Annotated in this window: 14 protein-coding genes; 3 read left to right on the top strand and 11 right to left on the bottom strand. The window is 60.5% G+C overall.

Annotation, left to right across the window (positions count from 1 at the left end; genetic code table 11):
- Positions 1-10 precede the first annotated feature (10 nt).
- The 10 genes from ACRWA7_RS28860 to ACRWA7_RS28815 form a co-directional block, all read right to left on the bottom strand.
- Positions 11-814: a transporter substrate-binding domain-containing protein gene (locus ACRWA7_RS28860; RefSeq protein WP_060856127.1), complete on the bottom strand. Its 804-nt coding sequence runs from the start codon at positions 812-814 to the stop codon at positions 11-13.
- A gap of 197 nt (positions 815-1,011) precedes the next feature.
- Complete coding sequence (locus ACRWA7_RS28855) at positions 1,012-1,887, bottom strand: urease accessory protein UreD (protein WP_438393853.1); 876 nt, start codon at positions 1,885-1,887, stop codon at positions 1,012-1,014.
- A gap of 43 nt (positions 1,888-1,930) precedes the next feature.
- Positions 1,931-2,623, bottom strand: a complete 693-nt coding sequence (urtE, locus tag ACRWA7_RS28850; RefSeq protein ID WP_438393851.1) for an urea ABC transporter ATP-binding subunit UrtE — start codon at positions 2,621-2,623, stop codon at positions 1,931-1,933.
- Between the two features lie 23 nt (positions 2,624-2,646).
- Positions 2,647-3,465, bottom strand: a complete 819-nt coding sequence (urtD, locus tag ACRWA7_RS28845; protein WP_244164064.1) for an urea ABC transporter ATP-binding protein UrtD — start codon at positions 3,463-3,465, stop codon at positions 2,647-2,649.
- Between the two features lie 56 nt (positions 3,466-3,521).
- Positions 3,522-4,712: an urea ABC transporter permease subunit UrtC gene (gene urtC, locus ACRWA7_RS28840; protein ID WP_060856124.1), complete on the bottom strand. Its 1,191-nt coding sequence runs from the start codon at positions 4,710-4,712 to the stop codon at positions 3,522-3,524.
- A gap of 1 nt (position 4,713) precedes the next feature.
- Entirely contained in the window at positions 4,714-6,333 is a 1,620-nt protein-coding gene (gene urtB / locus ACRWA7_RS28835; RefSeq protein ID WP_060856123.1) for an urea ABC transporter permease subunit UrtB, read from the bottom strand.
- 113 nt (positions 6,334-6,446) lie between these two features.
- The gene (gene urtA, locus ACRWA7_RS28830) at positions 6,447-7,748 is read right to left on the bottom strand and encodes an urea ABC transporter substrate-binding protein (protein WP_438393848.1); all 1,302 of its coding nucleotides are present in this window, start codon (positions 7,746-7,748) and stop codon (positions 6,447-6,449) included.
- A 357-nt stretch (positions 7,749-8,105) separates the two neighbouring features.
- The gene (locus tag ACRWA7_RS28825; RefSeq protein ID WP_060856121.1) at positions 8,106-9,425 is read right to left on the bottom strand and encodes an MFS transporter; all 1,320 of its coding nucleotides are present in this window, start codon (positions 9,423-9,425) and stop codon (positions 8,106-8,108) included.
- Between the two features lie 127 nt (positions 9,426-9,552).
- A complete protein-coding gene (locus tag ACRWA7_RS28820; protein WP_438393846.1) occupies positions 9,553-10,311 on the bottom strand; it encodes an SDR family oxidoreductase in 759 nt (252 codons plus the stop codon).
- A 21-nt stretch (positions 10,312-10,332) separates the two neighbouring features.
- Entirely contained in the window at positions 10,333-11,772 is a 1,440-nt protein-coding gene (locus ACRWA7_RS28815) for an aldehyde dehydrogenase family protein (RefSeq protein WP_438393844.1), read from the bottom strand.
- 316 nt (positions 11,773-12,088) lie between these two features.
- Between ACRWA7_RS28815 and ppa the strand changes: the two genes are divergently transcribed.
- Entirely contained in the window at positions 12,089-12,616 is a 528-nt protein-coding gene (gene ppa, locus ACRWA7_RS28810) for an inorganic diphosphatase (RefSeq protein WP_060856118.1), read from the top strand.
- A gap of 70 nt (positions 12,617-12,686) precedes the next feature.
- On the opposite strand, the gene ACRWA7_RS28805 is transcribed toward ppa, so the two are convergent.
- Positions 12,687-12,998, bottom strand: coding sequence for a GIY-YIG nuclease family protein (locus tag ACRWA7_RS28805; protein ID WP_060856165.1), 312 nt, complete (start codon positions 12,996-12,998; stop codon positions 12,687-12,689).
- Between the two features lie 156 nt (positions 12,999-13,154).
- On the opposite strand from ACRWA7_RS28805, the gene ACRWA7_RS28800 reads away from it, so the two are divergent.
- Both ACRWA7_RS28800 and ACRWA7_RS28795 read left to right on the top strand, forming a co-directional pair.
- The gene (locus ACRWA7_RS28800; RefSeq protein ID WP_060856117.1) at positions 13,155-14,294 is read left to right on the top strand and encodes a GNAT family N-acetyltransferase; all 1,140 of its coding nucleotides are present in this window, start codon (positions 13,155-13,157) and stop codon (positions 14,292-14,294) included.
- A 173-nt stretch (positions 14,295-14,467) separates the two neighbouring features.
- Positions 14,468-16,519 (top strand): NAD(+) synthase, encoded by a 2,052-nt coding sequence (locus ACRWA7_RS28795; protein WP_060856164.1) that lies wholly within the window; start codon positions 14,468-14,470, stop codon positions 16,517-16,519.
- Positions 16,520-16,524 lie beyond the last annotated feature (5 nt).

Genomic DNA, 16,524 nt, shown 5'->3' with positions numbered 1-16,524 from the left:
AGATTGGAGATTACAGGCCGGCAGGCAGCGGCGCCTTGAACCACTTTTGCGACATGGCTTCAAGCGTGCCGTCCTTCTTCGACTGCGCGATGGCGGCATCGACCTTCGCAAGCAGGCGCGGTTCGTTCTTGTTCATCCCGACAAAGCACGGCGAGTTCTTGATCACGAATTTCGGTTCCGGACGGCGCGGCGGATTCTTCGCGAGGATTGCCGCCGCCACGATATTGCCCGCCGCGATCAACTGGACCTGACCCGATAGAAACGCCTGGATGGTCGCGTTGTTGTCTTCGAAGCGCTTGATGTTCGCGGTCGGCGCCATTTGCGTGAGCGCGATTTCCTCCAGTGCGCCGCGCGTGGCGCCTACGGTCTTGCCGTTCAGGTCGGCGGGGCCCGCGACCTTGATGTCGGCGGGGCCGAATACGCCCTGGAAGTACGGCGCGTACGCGGCCGAAAAGTCCATGACCTTTTCGCGATCAGGCGTTTTTCCCAGCGATGAGATCACCAGATCCACTTTGTTTGTCGTCAGATACGGCACGCGATTCGCGCTGTTGACCGGTACGAGTTCCAGCTTCACGCCAAGCGATTTGGCGAGGAGCGCGGCCATGTCGATGTCATAGCCTTGTGGCTTCATGTCGCCGCCAACCGCGCCGAACGGCGGGTAATCCTCCGGCACGGCGACTTTGAGCGTGCCGGCTTTCGTGATGTTATCGAGCGCGTCGGCGTGGGCGGTAATCGAGGTCAAAGCGAGCGCCGGAAGGGCGAGAAGGGCGGTGGCGAGCGTACGGAGGGCGTTGCGGCGAAACGTGCTGGTCATTGTTGGCTTTCCTTGAGGCGGTGTGGTGCGGTGCGGTCGTTGTTGGATGCACGTCGGAAAGATGATAAAGCGAGAGTCGTGCCATCGGTTTAAAGCCTTGATGGGTAAGGCTCCAAGTCGGACATATTTATGAGATGCACTGATTGTGGGCTTTTTTATGAACTTTTTTGGTGCCCGTTTTATGCGTACTTATCCGGCTAAGTTGTCCAGATCCGCAACGGTTTTGCATCGATACCGTGAATCAGCGGGCGCAACGTCGTCCAGCATTGCGTCATCAGAAGTTGCAGCGCCTCCATGGAATGGCTGGCGGCGCGCACGATCAAAACGCCGGGCGCCGCGCAAGACGCGGCGGCGCGCACGGTTCCGTTGAACGGAAGGTTGGCCGTGATCGATTCCGCCAGCGCGTCGTCGCAAGCCGGGCCGAGCGCCCATAACGTGCCATAGGCGGGGAAACCGGCGAGACCCTGCGGCGCGTGGCGCAACGGGTCGCCCGCGGTAAGCAGCGTGCGCTCGTACCAGCGCAAGCGGCCTGCGCTGTCCTTGATCCGTGCAATCGCCGCCAGCTTTCCTTCCGACCATCTTTCGCCGGCCGCCTGACGGCCCAATTGCATCGCGTCCCAGCCTATGGCCGTTGCCGTCTCGTGCATCGTCAGCGTGAAATCGAGCGCCACATTCGACGATTCGAACACGATGTTGTTCTGCGGCAGCCAGTCGAGCTTGGCGTTCGCGCCAACGCGGATGCCGATGCGCTGCGTCGCGAGCTTGCCGTTCGCCTTGTACCACTTGGTCGCGCCGGGCGTCGTGATGACGGCGTGAGTCTGCGCGGCCAGGTCGATATCGATTGCGAGCCGGTCTCCGCCCGCCACGCCGCCCGGCGGATGCACGATCACCGCGTGGCAAATGGCATCGCCTTCGGGGTACAAGGCGCGCTGCATGCGCAACGGACCAACGTGCCTGCGATGCGTCAGCGCGGTTCGCCCGGGCATTTGGTGTGTGAAGCCAAGCTCGAGCTTGCCGTGCCATTCGTGAGCGTCGGACAACGGTAAAAGTGCAGCGACAGGGTCGTGGTGCATGAGGCTTCAATGATCGGAACGAGCCGCCATCTTAAGGCGTGCGTCAGACAGCAATCAACTCCCGCACGCCTTCGGCTTCCATATCGGCGCCCGCACCGCCCGCCACGATTTCGCCGCGGCTCATCACCCAATACCGGTCGGCGAGTTCACGCGCGAAGTCGTAATACTGCTCCACGAGCAACACGGTCATGCCCATTTCGTCCACAAGCTGGCGCAACGTCCGCCCGATATCCTGGATGATCGATGGCTGAATGCCTTCTGTGGGTTCATCGAGAATCAGCAGTTGCGGTTCGCTCATCAGCGCGCGGCCAATCGCGAGCTGCTGTTGCTGACCGCCCGACAAATCGCCGCCACGCCGGTGTTTCATCTCTTTGAGCACGGGGAAAAGTTCGTAGATGCGATCCGGTACTTTCGATGGAGATTTGCGGCTCGCCGCGCCCACCAGCAGATTTTCCTCGACGGTGAGCCGGCCGAAAATATCGCGTCCTTGCGGTACATAAGCAAGACCGCTCGATACGCGCCTGTAAGTCGGCATGGAGGAAATCTTCGCGCCGCGCCATGAGATCGTGCCGCTTTTGGTCGGGACGACGCCCATCAGGCAGCGCAACAGCGTTGTCTTGCCTACGCCGTTGCGGCCGAGCAATACCGTCAGTTTTCCATCGGGCACGGTCATCTTCACATCGCGAAGGATGTGGCTGCCGCCGTAGAACTGGTTGAGTGAATCGACTTCGAGCATTTTGGGGTTCCGTGGTGGCCCGGTCAGCGGCCGAGATACGACTCGATCACTTTCTCGTCGCGCTTCACTTCGTCAAGCGTGCCGTGCGCAAGCACGCTGCCTTCGGCCATGACCGTCACGCGGCCCGTGTCGCCGGAAAGCGCCGCGACGAATTCCATGTCGTGTTCCACGACCATCATCGAACAGGTGCCGCGCAGCTTGTTGAGCAACTCGGCAAGCTGCATGGTCTCGTGGTCCGTCATGCCGGCGGCGGGTTCATCGAGCAAAAGGAGCGCCGGTTGCTGCATCAGCAACATGCCAATCTCGAGCCGCTGCTTCTGGCCGTGCGACAGCTCGCCGGCAAAACGCGTGGCGTCGGCTTCGAGATGGATCAGTTCGAGCGTTTCCTCGATGCGCGCCTGCGCCTCGCGATCCAGTTTTGAACGCAACGATGCAAGCCAGCCCTTGTCCGTTTTCATCGCAAGTTCGAGGTTCTCCCAGACCGGATGATTCTCGAACACGGTCGGTTTCTGGAACTTGCGCCCAATGCCCGTGCGTGCAATCACCGGCTCCGACATGCGCGCGAGATCGAACGTCTGGCCGAGAAAAACCTTGCCTGAATCCGGACGCGTCTTGCCGGTGATGACGTCCATCATGGTGGTCTTGCCTGCGCCGTTTGGACCGATCACGCAGCGCAGTTCGCCCACGTCAATCGACAAGGTCAGCTTGTTCAGCGCACGGAAACCGTCGAAGCTCACCGTCACGTCTTCGAGATAAAGAATCGTGCCGTGCGAGACATCGATAGCACCCGGATCGAGCACGTGGCCGAGTCCCGTGATGCCGTTCTGATTGCGTTCGTTCAGTTCGGGTAAGGGCGGCAGGTCCACAATCAGGGCGTTATACGCATTAGGTGAGGTGGTCAATGTGAATGTCCTCCGGCTTTCTTCTTGCGCATCGCCATGTCGATGAGACCCATGATTCCGCCTGGCAGCAGCAAGGGCACGAGCGTGAAGATCAGGCCGAGAAAGAACAGCCAGTATTCGGGGAAATTCGCCGTGAAAAAGCTCTTTGCGCCATTCACAGCAAACGCGCCGATGATCGGCCCAATCAACGTTCCACGTCCGCCGACCGCCACCCAGATCGCCATTTCGATGGAGTTCCCCGGCGACATCTCATTCGGGTTGATGATCCCGACTTGCGGCACATACAACGCGCCCGCGATGCCGCACAACACGGCCGAGACGGTCCAGATAAAGAGCTTGTAGGCAAGCGGGCTGTAGCCGAGGAACATCAGCCGCGCTTCGCCATCGCGCACACCGGTCACGACGCGTCCGAGCTTCGACGTGACGATCGCCCGCGCCGCGATGAACGCAAGGATCAGCACGCCAAGCGTCATGAGGAACAACACGGTTCGTGTGCTGGCCGCGGTGATCGGAAAGCCCGCGATGCGCTTGAAGTCCGTAAAACCGTTGTTGCCGCCGAAGCCCGTTTCGTTGCGATAGAACAGCAGCATGGCGGCGAACGTCATGGCTTGCGTGATGATCGAGAGGTACACGCCTTTCACGCGCGACCGGAACGTGAAGAAGCCGAACACCCACGCCAGCACGCCCGGCACCACGATCACCAGCAACAATGCATACCAGAGATGTTCCGTGCCTTGCCAATACCACGGCAGCTTGTGCCAGTCGAGGAACACCATGAAGTCGGGCAGGTCGCTTTGATAATTTCCCTCGCGGCCGATGGAGCGCATCAGGTACATGCCCATTGCGTATCCGCCGAGCGCAAAAAACAGCGCATGACCCAGGCTCAAGATGCCACAGTATCCCCAGACGAGATCAAGCGCCAACGCGCCGATTGCATAGCACATCAGCTTGCCGACGAGCGTCATCGAATAGGCGCTGAGATGGAAAGCGCTCGATTCCGGCAGCACTAAAGCGGCGACCGGTACGCAGATTCCCATCGCAATGATGAACGCGATCAGCGCAATCCAGCCGCTGCGTGGCAAGAGCGCGGCGCGCGGCGGCAGGCCGAGCGCGAAACCTTCGCGCTTCGCCTGCTCGTCCGGTTGAGGCGCGACGTCGAGATTCGCGGAGACGTTGGGTGTATTCATCTCAAGCCTCCGCGCTTCGGCCCTTCAGGGCAAACATGCCTTGCGGACGCTTCTGGATGAACAGCACGATCAGCACGAGCACCGCGATCTTCGCGAGCACCGCGCCCCAGAACGGCTCGATTGTCTTGCTGACCAGCCCGAGCCCGAATCCGCCGATCACCGTGCCCGCCAGTTGTCCGACGCCGCCAAGCACCACCGTCATGAACGAATCGATGATGTAGCTCTGCCCCAGGTCCGGCCCGATATTGCCGATCTGCGACAACGCGCAACCACCCAGTCCGGCGATCCCCGCGCCGAAAGCGAACGCATATGAATCGACGCGCGCCGTCTTCACGCCCACGCAAGCCGCCATCCGGCGGTTCTGCGTGACGGCGCGAACGAAGAGGCCAAGCCGCGTTTTCGTCAGCACGACCCACGCTAGCAGCACCACGACGAGCGAGAAGCCGAGAATCGTCAGGCGGTTATAAGGCAGGATCAGGTTCTGCATGACGGACACGCCGCCGCTCATCCATGATGGATTGGTCACTTGCACGTTCTGCGCGCCGAAGATAGTGCGCGTTGCCTGTATGAGAATCAGGCTGATGCCGAACGTGGTCAGCAGCGTTTCGAGCGGACGCCCGTAGAGATGTTTCAACACAAGCCTTTCCAGCACAATGCCAACCACCGCCGCCGCCGCGAATGAAACGGGTACGGCAAATAGCGGATACCAGTTGAACGCAGCGGGCGCGTAATGCTGCACGAGGTTCTGGACAACGTACGTGGCATATGCGCCGATCATCAGGAATTCACCGTGCGCCATGTTGATCACGCCGATCAAACCATACGTGATCGCAAGCCCAAGCGCGGCCAGCAACAACACGCTGCCCAGCGATAAACCCGCGAAGATCGTGCCGGCAATCTGGCCGCGTCGCTGAATGGAGTCGAGTTCTTCTATGCCCGCTTGCGCCGCCGCACGCACGCGCGCGTCGGGTTCGGCGAACGTGCCGTCGGCGTTCTTCACCACGATCGGACGCAGCAGTTCATTCATGTCGAGGTCGTGACGCGCGGCAACCAGTTGCACGGCTTCGAGGCGCTTGTTGGCGTCGGTATCGTGAAGGGCGGTTGTTGCCCAAAGCGTATCGAGGCGCTTTTTCAGCGTCGGGTCGGTCTCTTTCGCGCGGGCTTTGTCGACGAGCGGTTTGATGGACGGATCGGCGTTCTTCAGCAATTCATCGATTGCGGCGCGCCGCTTTTCAATATCCGGCGATGCCAGTTGCAAGCCCGACAACGCGCCCGATACCTTCGAGCGCAGCAGGTTGTTCAGCGTGACCGGTTGTGCGTCGGGCGCTTCAACGGTCTTGCTGGTCAGCGGGTCCTTGTTGCCGTCATCGGTCTGGATGAGGACACGGCCAGCGTCGGTGGCGACTAGGGAACTGTCGGCGAGCGCGTTCAAAACAGCGATAGAGGGCGCGTCGGCGTTGGCGATCAGTTTGTCGATGGCAGCGGATTTGGCGTCGAAATCGTCGGCGGCGAGCGGCGCGAGGTCATCGGTTGTGAGTGCCGCGAACGCGGCAAGCGGCATACAGGCAATCAGGATTGCGCAGAGGCCACGGCGAGCGAAGCGAAGAATCGAATCAGTCATGAATGGCCTGTCAGGTAGAACATACGAACCGCCGCTCTTGTAGTTGTGCTTCGAGCGCGGCGGTCCGGTCTTCGACTGAATACTTAGTGAAGCTTGTGAAACTCTATGAAACCTTAAGCAACGCGACGGCGGCGCAGGAACTCGGGAATCGAGCTGACGACATCTGGCTTGCCTTCGTTGCCCGGAATGTACGGGCTCCACGGCTGCGCGCGGATCGCGGTCTTCGTGCGCCACACGACGTTGAACTGGCCGTCCGCACGCACCTCGCCGATCATCACCGGCTTGTGCAGGTGGTGGTTGCCGTCCATCTCGAGCGTGAAGCCCGACGGCGCCGCGAACTTCTGGCCGACCATGGCCACGCGCACTTTATCGACATCGACGCTCTTCGCTTTTTCAACCGCCTGCTTCCACATGTGGATGCCGACGAAGGTTGCTTCCATTGGGTCGTTCGTCACGCGCTTCGTGCCGCCCGGCAGGTTGTTCTTCTTCACCCAGTCGGCGAACATGGCCTTGAACTTCGTGTTCTCCGGGTTCTTCAGCGACATGAAGTAATTCCACGCGGCCAGATTGCCGACGAGCGGTTTTGTATCGATACCGCGCAGTTCCTCTTCGCCCACCGAGAACGCCACGACCGGCACATCGGTCGCCTTCAATCCCTGATTGCCGAGTTCCTTATAAAACGGCACGTTCGAGTCGCCATTCACTGTCGAGATCACGCACGTCTTGCCGCCTTGGGAAAACGTCTTGATGTTCGCAACGATGGTCTGATAGTCGGCGTGGCCGAACGGTGTGTAGACCTCCTGGATGTCGTCGTCCTTCACGCCCTTCGAGTGCAGGAATGCGCGCAGGATCTTGTTTGTAGTGCGTGGATACACATAGTCGGTACCGAGCAGGAAGAAGCGCTTCGCGCCGCCGCCTTCCTTGCTCATCAGATATTCGGTTGCGGGGACGGCTTGCTGATTCGGCGCGGCGCCTGTGTAGAACACGTTCTTCGACATCTCTTCGCCCTCGTACTGCACCGGGTAGAAGAGCAGGCCGTTGAGTTCCTCGAACACGGGCAGCACCGATTTACGCGACACGGAAGTCCAGCAGCCGAACGTCACGGCCACCTTGTCTTGCGAGATCAGTTGGCGGGCTTTTTCGGCGAAGAGCGGCCAGTTCGATGCCGGGTCCACGACGACCGGTTCAAGTTGACGCCCCAGCACGCCACCGCTTGCATTGATCTGGGCGATGGTCATTAGCGCAGTGTCTTTCAGCGACGTTTCCGAAATCGCCATCGTGCCTGAGAGCGAATGGAGAACGCCGACTTTAATCGGTCCGGTATCGGCGGCTTGCGCTTTGGTAATAGGCAATTGTCCCGCAATGGCGAGTGCGCCCGACATGGAGCCGAACTTCAGAAGACTGCGTCGTTTCATGTATTTCCCCTTGCCGATATGTTTGTTTTAAAGCGGGTGTCTGGTGGTTTTTGATATCGCTGACGGAGAGTCAGTTAAGGAGGTACTGCAAGGGGTATGCCAATTGGAGCGGAATGCTGGATGGGCGGGGGTTTCAGATGCTGCGGGGCGATGATGCGCATCGACGGAATTCGTCGGATGCATGATTTTGGTGCGCGGGCAGGGAGAGCGCCTTATGGCGGTGCGGGAGGCTTAGAGGTGGAGCGCGCAGCGCTATTGCAACGGTTGATGAGCCAGAAGGTCTCGATAAGGCAAGACGAGCAATTACTGTGCACGCCGTCACCGGATGCCCGGGTCCGGTGACGCGCAAGGCAGCGCTTAACGATTCACTACCCGCTTAGGCACGCTCAACGCGAGCAATCCGCCCAAAACCATAAACGCCGCGAGCATATACATGCCGCTGGCGTTGGACGCGGTCACCTGTTTCAACCATCCAACGAGATAAGGGCTCAGAAATCCCGCCAAATTCCCAAGCGAATTGATCATCGCGATTCCCGCAGCAGCGCCGGTTCCGGCCAGCATGGCTGTAGGCAAACTCCAGAACAGCGGCAGCGTCGTGAGAATGCCCATTGTCGCCAAAGTAAGGCCGAGCATTGCCAAGGGCGTATTCGTCGACCACACGACCGACAGCACCAACCCCAACGCGCCGACCGCAGCCGGAACAGCAATATGCCACCGCCGTTCGCCCCGCTTGTCCGCACTGCGCGCGACCAGCAGCATCCCGATCACCGCCGCGCCAAACGGAATCGCCGATAACAACCCGATATTCAGCGCATCCGTCACCCCGGTCGCCTTGATGATCGTTGGCAGCCAGAAGCTCACGCCATACAAGCCCATCACGAAGGAAAAATACGTCAGGCTCATCGACCATACGCGGCCATTTTTCAGCACTTCGCGCACGGGCATATCGACTTTCTCGACGTTGTCCTTCGCGATGTTCCTCTCCAGCAGTTCACGCTCTTCGGCTGTCAGCCACTTCGCCTTGGCGATCCGGTCGTCCATGAAGATAAACACCAGAATCCCGACCACGATCGAAGGAAGCCCTTCGAGCAAGAACAGCCATTGCCATGAATGCCAGCCGTTGACGCCATCGAAGCTCTTCATGATCCAGCCCGACACCGGTCCGCCGATCAGCCCCGACACGGCGATCGCGGTCATGAACAACGTCGTCATGCGCCCGCGCCGTTCCGCCGGAAACCAGTACGTGAGATACAAGATGATGCCGGGGAAAAATCCGGCTTCGGCCACGCCCAATAAAAAGCGCATCACGTAGAACATGGTGGGCGTGGTGATGAACATGGTGAGCGCCGAGATGATGCCCCACGTAATCATGATCCGCGCAATCCAGACCCGCGCGCCGACCTTATGAAGGATGATGTTGCTCGGAATCTCGAAGATGAAATAGCCGAAGAAAAAGATGCCCGCGCCGAAGCCATAAACGGCGTCGCTCAGGCCAAGGTCGGTGGACATCTGCAACTTGGCGAAGCCCACATTCACGCGATCCAGATACGCGACGACATAGCAAAGCAGCAACAACGGCGAAAGCCGCCACGCGACTTTCTTGTACGTTGCGGCTTCGAACGCTGAAAGCGGCGCGCCCGCGCCCGGCCGGTGAAACTCATCCGCGGTACTGGCCATGCTGTCTCCTGAATATTTTTATCGGTGGGAGTAACGATTCTAGTCGTTAGGCATCGCCTGCAAGCGTCTGTTTTATATGGGGAAAACACCAAGCGCCAAGCATCCGCCAGAGGCTTTCCCCGAGAATTCAGACGCAGCGTCCGCCGTCGACTTCGAGCGCCACGCCGGTAATGAACTCGGCGTCATCGGAGGCGAGATACAACGCCGCGTTCGCAATGTCCTGCGGTGTGGAGAGGCGTCCCAGCGGAATCGTCGCCAGGAACTTCTGACGGTTCGCGGGCGTGTCTTCCATGCCCATGAACTCGGACAGCAAGCCGGTTTCGCCCATCACCGGGTTGATGCAATTCACGCGGATCCGGTCGGGTCCGAGTTCGACCGCCAGCGCCTTGCTCGCAATGATCACCGCCGCCTTGCTGCCGTTGTACCAGACCAATCCGGGCCGCGGCCGCACGCCCGCCGTCGATGCCACATTGATGAACGCCCCGCCGCCAACCGAGCGGAAATAGGGCACGAATTGCGTCACGCTGTGATAGATGCTTTTCACGTTCACCGCGTAGACGCGGTCGAATTCGGCTTCTGTGACTTCCATCACCGGCTTGTTCCTGTGCGTCGTGCCCGCGTTGTTCACCACGACCTGAACGCTGCCGAAGTCTTCAATGGCGGCATCGAAAAGCGTCTTCCAGTCGGCTTGTTTCGTCACATCGCCGGCAACGGCAATCGCCTTGCCGCCATTCACCGCAATCTCGCTCGCGACCCGTTCCGCCGATGCCCCGTTGAGGTCGTTCACCACGACATTCGCGCCCTCGCGCGCAAACGTCTTCGCAATGCCTTCGCCGAATCCCGATCCGCCGCCCGTCACAGTTGCCGTCTTGCCTTGCAGTCTCATGTCGTCTCCTGGTTTGATTATTCAACCGTGTTTGATGGCGATGGTTTTAAGCACCGTGAATCCATACAGCGCCTCGAAGCCTTTCTCGCGGCCGTGCCCCGAATGCTTGACTCCGCCAAACGGCAATTCGATACCGCCGCCCGCGCCATAGTTATTGATGAACACTTGCCCCGAGCGCACCTTGCGCGCAATGCGCATTTGCCTTCCGCCATCGCGTGTCCAGATGCCCGCGACCAGCCCGAAGTCCGTACCGTTGGCGAGTTTCAGGGCATCGGTTTCGTCGTCGAACGGCATGGCGCACAGGACCGGACCGAATACCTCTTCTCGCGCCAGCCGGTGAGACGGTGGCACATCGCGCAGAAGCGTCGGCGCCTGGTAAAACCCCGCTTCCGGCGCTTCGGCAACCACTTCGCCGTGCGCGGCCATTGCAATGCCATCGTGCTGGGCATCGGAGAGAAAATCCCACACGCGCTGCTGCTGCTTTGCGCTGATGAGCGGGCCGCAATCGAGATCGAGCGTGCTCGGCCCGACCTTCAACGCGCTGAAGGCCTCGCTCAAGCGATCCAGCAGCGGCTCGTAAGCGGCTCGTTCTATCAGCACGCGGCTGCCCGCCGAGCAGGTTTGCCCCGCGTTCTGCACGATTGCCGAGACAAGGACGGGCAGGGCGGCGTCAAAGTCGGCATCGGCGAAGACGATTTGCGGCGACTTGCCGCCGAGTTCCAGCGTGACGGGCACGTGGTTATCGGCGGCCATCTTGACGACTGCCGCGCCGGTGGCGGGCGAGCCGGTGAACGAAATGTGATCGATGCCCGGATGACGCGCGAGCGCGGCGCCGGCTTCATATCCGTAACCGGTGACAATGTTCAGCGCGCCTTCCGGCAAACCCGCCTCGGCGGCCAGTTCGGCTATGCGCAATATGGACAAACACGCGTCTTCCGCCGGTTTCACCACGCACGCGTTGCCCGCCGCGAGCGCGGCGGCAACGCTGCGCCCGAAGATCTGCAGCGGATAGTTCCACGGCACGATATGCCCGGTCACGCCGTGCGGTTCGCGAATGGTCAGCACGGTAAAGCCGTGCTGATAGGGCAGGGTTTCGCCGTGGAGCTTGTCGGCAGCGCCCGCATAGAACTCGAAATACCGCGCGATACCGGCGGCATCGGCGTGCGCCTGCTTGAGCGGCTTGCCGGTGTCTCGCGCTTCGAGATGCGCGAGTTCGTCCTGATGGGCGGCAATGATCATCGACAGCCGATACAGCACGCGGCCGCGCTCCGCCGCGCTCGCATTGCCCCAGGCGCCTTCATAGGCGCGCCGCGCCGCTTGAACCGCGCGATCGATATCCGTCGCGTTGCCGCGGGCGAGCTGCGCGAAGACCTGGCCGTCGGACGGATCGAGGACGGGAATCGTCTCATTGCTTGCCGCCGCGGCCCACTTGTTGCCAATGAAATGCTTTGCCTCTTCCATATGCCTGTCTCCTGTTTTCGTCGATTGGTTGAATGGACGCATGCGGCTGGTTTGCCGCCCGCGCGCGATATTTCTAGCGTGATTTGCGCTGTTTTCCCGGCCGTCCGCAGCCACCGGAGTGCGCGCTTCGATTGGCTATAATGACGCAAATACGCGGCGTGATGGGCGCGCAGGCGGCATGAAAAGCGCGCCGTGGCCGAACGGTGACGCTTCACGTGTATCGCCGCGATGCAGCAAATCGCCGCTTTGGCGTGTACCGGATTCGTCGAATTCGCCTGTCTCCCGACCCTGAATTTCCACTTCGAAGAGAGTGCATATGAGCTTTAACAACGTACCCGCAGGCAAGGATCTTCCGCAGGACTTCAACGTGATCATCGAGATCCCGGCGCAAAGCGATCCGGTGAAGTACGAGGCGGACAAGGACATGGGCCTGCTCGTGGTTGACCGTTTCATCGGCACGGGTATGCGTTATCCCGCCAATTACGGCTTTATTCCGCAGACGCTTTCGGGCGACGGCGATCCGGTCGACGTGCTGGTAATCACGCCGTTCCCGCTGCTGGCAGGTTCCGTGGTCCGCGCGCGTGCCTTGGGCATGTTGCAGATGACGGATGAGTCCGGCGTGGACGCGAAGCTGGTTGCCGTTGCCCACGACAAGATCTGCCCAATGACGGCGCACATGAAAACAGTCGATGACGTGCCGGAATACCTGAAGGACCAGATCAAGCATTTCTTCGAGCAATACAAGGCGCTCGAGAAAGGCAAGTGGGTAAAGGTCGAAGGCTGGCAGGGCGTGGAAGCAGCCCACAAGGAAATTACCGAAGGCGTGGCTAACTTCAAGAAGTAATTCAGCCGCTAACTTTCGAAATACAGTAGACCCGCCCGGTCCTGCCTGATGGCAGGACCGGGCGGTTTTTTTATGTATCGACCTGCTGGGCGCCTTCATCCTCAATGTCTTCTGCCGGCATAACTTCCGACAGCGCCAGTTCACCCGCCACCAACGCCCATTTGCGCGCCACCTTCAGCCGTTTCACCCAATATTCCGCCCGCGATGCCTCTGCGCGGCCGCTCAACTCAAACGAAGCCCGCACGGCCACGGGCTTGCGCGAGCGCGTATATCTCGCGCCATCGCCGCTCAGGTGCTTGGCGAACCGCGCATCGACATCCGTAGCAATCCCGGTGTAGAGACTTCCGTCGGCGCATTCGATGAGGTACAGGAACCAGGGCATGAGGCAGAAGATGAAAACCGGATGCCGCGCATTATCCCTCAAGCCCGCACACACCCCGCTCCGACAAAAACCTGCGACTTCGGCGAGAATAACCGTTCCGCGCCGCACCAGGCGCACGGCAGCAGCCATGAACAAGCTCGAAGCGAGGTAAGCCCGTTGAACCGCACGGTCGAAATACATGTGGTCGATTCGCTCGATACCGTGAGCCCTGACGAATGGAACCGTCTCGCCGGCGACAACCCGTTCGTCCGTCACGAATTCCTCTCCGCGTTGCAGGATACGGGCTGCGCGGTGGCTCGAACCGGCTGGCGTCCCCATTTCCTGCTGCTCAAACGCGACGGCCAGCTTGCCGGCGTCATGCCGCTTTATCTCAAGAAACACTCGCGCGGCGAATACGTGTTCGATCACGCCTGGGCCGACGCCTTCGAGCGCAACGGCATTCCGTACTATCCGAAAGGGTTATCGGCGGTGCCGTTTTCGCCTGTGACCGGGCCCCGCCTGATCGCCGGCACGCACGCGGAGCGCGTGATGCTGGCCCGCGGGGCGATAGAGTTGTCAAAGCAGTTGGAACTGTCGTCGTTGCACGTGCTTTTTCCGCAGGAGCAGGATCTCGAAGCGCTGACGGAAGCCGGTTACATGCTGCGCGAGGGCGTGCAGTTCCACTGGGAAAACGCAGCCGGCGGATACGAAAGCTTTGACGCGTTTCTCGCCACCATGAGCCACGACAAGCGCAAAAAGGTGAAACAGGACCGCCGCCGCGTAACCGATGCAGGCGTGAGCTACACCTGGCTGCGCGGTGCGCAAATCGATACTGACGCGCTCGATTTCTTCTACGCGTGCTATGAAAACACGTATCGCGAGCACTGGAATCCGCCATATCTGTCGCGCGAATTCTTCGGCCAGATCCACGCGGCCGCGCCCGAAAGCATGCTGCTCGTGATTGCCGAAGCCGATGGCAAGCGGCTCGCGTGCGCGCTGAACATGATCGGCGGCGACGTGATGTTCGGCCGTTACTGGGGCACGAAAGAGTTTGTCTCGGGGCTGCATTTCGAGACCTGCTACATGCAGGGCATTGAATATTGCATCGTGCATGGACTTGCGCGCTTCGAAGGCGGCGCGCAGGGCGTGCACAAGATGTCGCGCGGCATGCTGCCCACGCCGACATGGTCCGCGCACTGGGTTGCGGACCCGCGATTCGCGCATGCGATCAGCGAGTTCCTCGATGAAGAAACGGCCGCAATGGACCAGCATATTCAAGAGCTCGAAGCGCACACGCCATTCCGCAAAAAGGTTTGACGTTTTTGCTGAAAACCTGGCCGAATGGCCAACGTCGACGGTAATACGTGCCTGGAAATGGCAACTCGACTTATCATCATGTCGAAATGCTTTCGTTTCTCAACCGTAGTTCTCAACCCGTCATGCGCCGGAACAGGACCCCGAATACGGGGCATCGTATGGACAAGCTCAAGATGAAAAACCGATTCTTCAATCTTTATAGTCACGATTTCGCGCGCGTGGCAGTGGGCGTGCCGCGCTGCAAAGTCGCCGATCCGGCGTTCAACGCGGCTGAAACCATTGAACTGGCGAAGCAGGCGGCGGCGAATGGCGCCGTTCTCGTGGCATTCCCGGAACTCGGTATCTCGGCCTATTCCTGTGACGACCTGTTCCATCAGCGCGCTTTGCTCGACGCTTGCGAGGAAGCGCTGGCAACGGTGGTGGCGGCATCGAAAAGCGTGTCGATTGCAATGATCGTCGGCATGCCGTTGCGCGTGGAGCACACGCTTTTCAACTGCGCCGTCGTGGTCGCGAGCGGCCGGATTCAGGGCGTCGTGCCGAAGAGCTATCTGCCGAACTACGGCGAGTTCTATGAAGCGCGGCAGTTCAGCGCGGCCGAGAACGCGCAGGTTGATCGGGTCAATCTGCTGGGCTCGGACGTGCCATTCGGTTCGTCGCTGCTGTTCGAAATCGCCGATTTGCCGCTGCTGCGTTTTCATGTGGAAATCTGCGAGGACGTCTGGGTGCCCATTCCTCCGTCGTCCTTTGCGGCGCTCGCGGGCGCGACGGTATTGGTGAATCTGTCGGCCTCGAACGTGGTGGTGGGCAAGGCCGGTTATCGGCATCAACTGGTGTCGCAGCAGTCCGCCCGATGCCTGTCCGCCTATTTGTACACTTCGGCGGGAAGGGGCGAGTCGACAACCGATCTGGCTTGGGACGGCCAGGCGATCATCTACGAAAACGGCGAGTTGCTCGCCGAATCCGAGCGCTTCCTGGACACGTCGCACCTCGTTTTCGCCGATGTCGATCTTGAGCGGCTCTCGCGCGAGCGCATGCGCCAGACCACGTTCGGCCAGTCGGTACGCCGGCACGCCGACGAAGTCTCCGCGTTCGAGACCATCCGGTTCGCTCTGGAGCTTCCGCTCGGCCGCGTATTGCCGCTCGATCGCGCCGTGGAGCGGTTCCCGTACGTGCCATCGGATCCGAAGCGCCGCGACGAGCGCTGCAACGAGGTTTACAACATCCAGGTGCAGGCGCTCGTGCAGCGTTTGTCGGCAAGCGGTATTTCGAAGGTGGTGATCGGCATCTCGGGAGGACTGGATTCAACGCATGCGCTGCTTGTCTGCGCCAAGGCAATGGACCGTCTGAAGCTGCCGCGCACGAATATTCTCGGCGTGACCATGCCCGGTTTCGCGACCAGCGACCGGACGCTGTCCCAGGCGCGGCAACTGATGGAAGTGGTTGGCTGTTCTGCAAGCGAGATCGATATCAGGCCGAGCTGCGAGCAGATGCTGAAGGACCTGGGTCATCCCTATGCGTCCGGCAAGGAAGACTACGACATCACGTTCGAGAACGTGCAGGCAGGCGAGCGCACAAATCATCTGTTCCGGCTCGCGAATTTCAAGGGCGGCATTGTGATCGGCACGGGCGACCTGAGCGAACTTGCGCTTGGATGGTGCACCTATGGCGTGGGCGATCACATGTCGCACTACAACGTGAACGCCAGCGTTCCGAAAACACTGATTACGCATCTGGTCCGTTGGGTCGCGGAGACGGGACAGATCGGCAATTCGGGCTCGGACGTCCTGATCAACATCCTGAATACCGACATCAGCCCCGAACTCGTTCCAGGCAAGGCGAATGGCGCTCCCGAGCAGAAGACCGAGAGCGTGATCGGCCCATATGAGTTGCAGGACTTCAACCTTTATTACACGCTGCGCTTCGGCTTCGCGCCCTCCAAGGTGGCGTTCCTCGCGTACACGGCCTGGAAAGATCGCGACGCCGGCGAGTGGCCGGAAGGCGCGCACGTTGCGAGAAACCAGTACGAGTTAGCGGACCTGAAACGCAATCTTGGTATCTTCCTTGACCGGTTCTTCAGGACCAGCCAGTTCAAACGCTCATGCATTCCAAATGCGCCAAAGGTAGGCACGGGCGGCTCGCTTTCACCGCGCGGAGATTGGCGCGCGCCGAGCGATTCGGAATCCATCGTCTGGATGAACGATTTGAAGAACATTCCTGCGGAGTGAGGCGT

The sequence above is a fragment of the Caballeronia sp. DA-9 genome, from assembly GCF_051615025.1.
GTDB classification, from domain to species: Bacteria; Pseudomonadota; Gammaproteobacteria; order Burkholderiales; family Burkholderiaceae; genus Caballeronia; species Caballeronia sordidicola.
The sequence above is the reverse complement of the archived record's forward strand: the minus strand, read 5'-3'. Positions and strand labels throughout refer to the sequence as shown.

What these genes read in the sequence shown, in the direction of transcription:
- ACRWA7_RS28805 (WP_060856165.1), bottom strand. Translation starts at nt 12,998, where the DNA reads ATGCCCTGGTTCCTGTACCTCATCGAATGCGCCGACGGAAGTCTCTAC.
- ACRWA7_RS28855 (WP_438393853.1), bottom strand. Translation starts at nt 1,887, where the DNA reads ATGCACCACGACCCTGTCGCTGCACTTTTACCGTTGTCCGACGCTCAC.
- ACRWA7_RS28825 (WP_060856121.1), bottom strand. Translation starts at nt 9,425, where the DNA reads ATGGCCAGTACCGCGGATGAGTTTCACCGGCCGGGCGCGGGCGCGCCG.
- ppa (WP_060856118.1), top strand. Translation starts at nt 12,089, where the DNA reads ATGAGCTTTAACAACGTACCCGCAGGCAAGGATCTTCCGCAGGACTTC.
- urtB (WP_060856123.1), bottom strand. Translation starts at nt 6,333, where the DNA reads ATGACTGATTCGATTCTTCGCTTCGCTCGCCGTGGCCTCTGCGCAATC.
- ACRWA7_RS28820 (WP_438393846.1), bottom strand. Translation starts at nt 10,311, where the DNA reads ATGAGACTGCAAGGCAAGACGGCAACTGTGACGGGCGGCGGATCGGGA.
- ACRWA7_RS28815 (WP_438393844.1), bottom strand. Translation starts at nt 11,772, where the DNA reads ATGGAAGAGGCAAAGCATTTCATTGGCAACAAGTGGGCCGCGGCGGCA.
- urtA (WP_438393848.1), bottom strand. Translation starts at nt 7,748, where the DNA reads ATGAAACGACGCAGTCTTCTGAAGTTCGGCTCCATGTCGGGCGCACTC.
- ACRWA7_RS28795 (WP_060856164.1), top strand. Translation starts at nt 14,468, where the DNA reads ATGAAAAACCGATTCTTCAATCTTTATAGTCACGATTTCGCGCGCGTG.
- ACRWA7_RS28860 (WP_060856127.1), bottom strand. Translation starts at nt 814, where the DNA reads ATGACCAGCACGTTTCGCCGCAACGCCCTCCGTACGCTCGCCACCGCC.
- urtE (WP_438393851.1), bottom strand. Translation starts at nt 2,623, where the DNA reads ATGCTCGAAGTCGATTCACTCAACCAGTTCTACGGCGGCAGCCACATC.
- urtC (WP_060856124.1), bottom strand. Translation starts at nt 4,712, where the DNA reads ATGAATACACCCAACGTCTCCGCGAATCTCGACGTCGCGCCTCAACCG.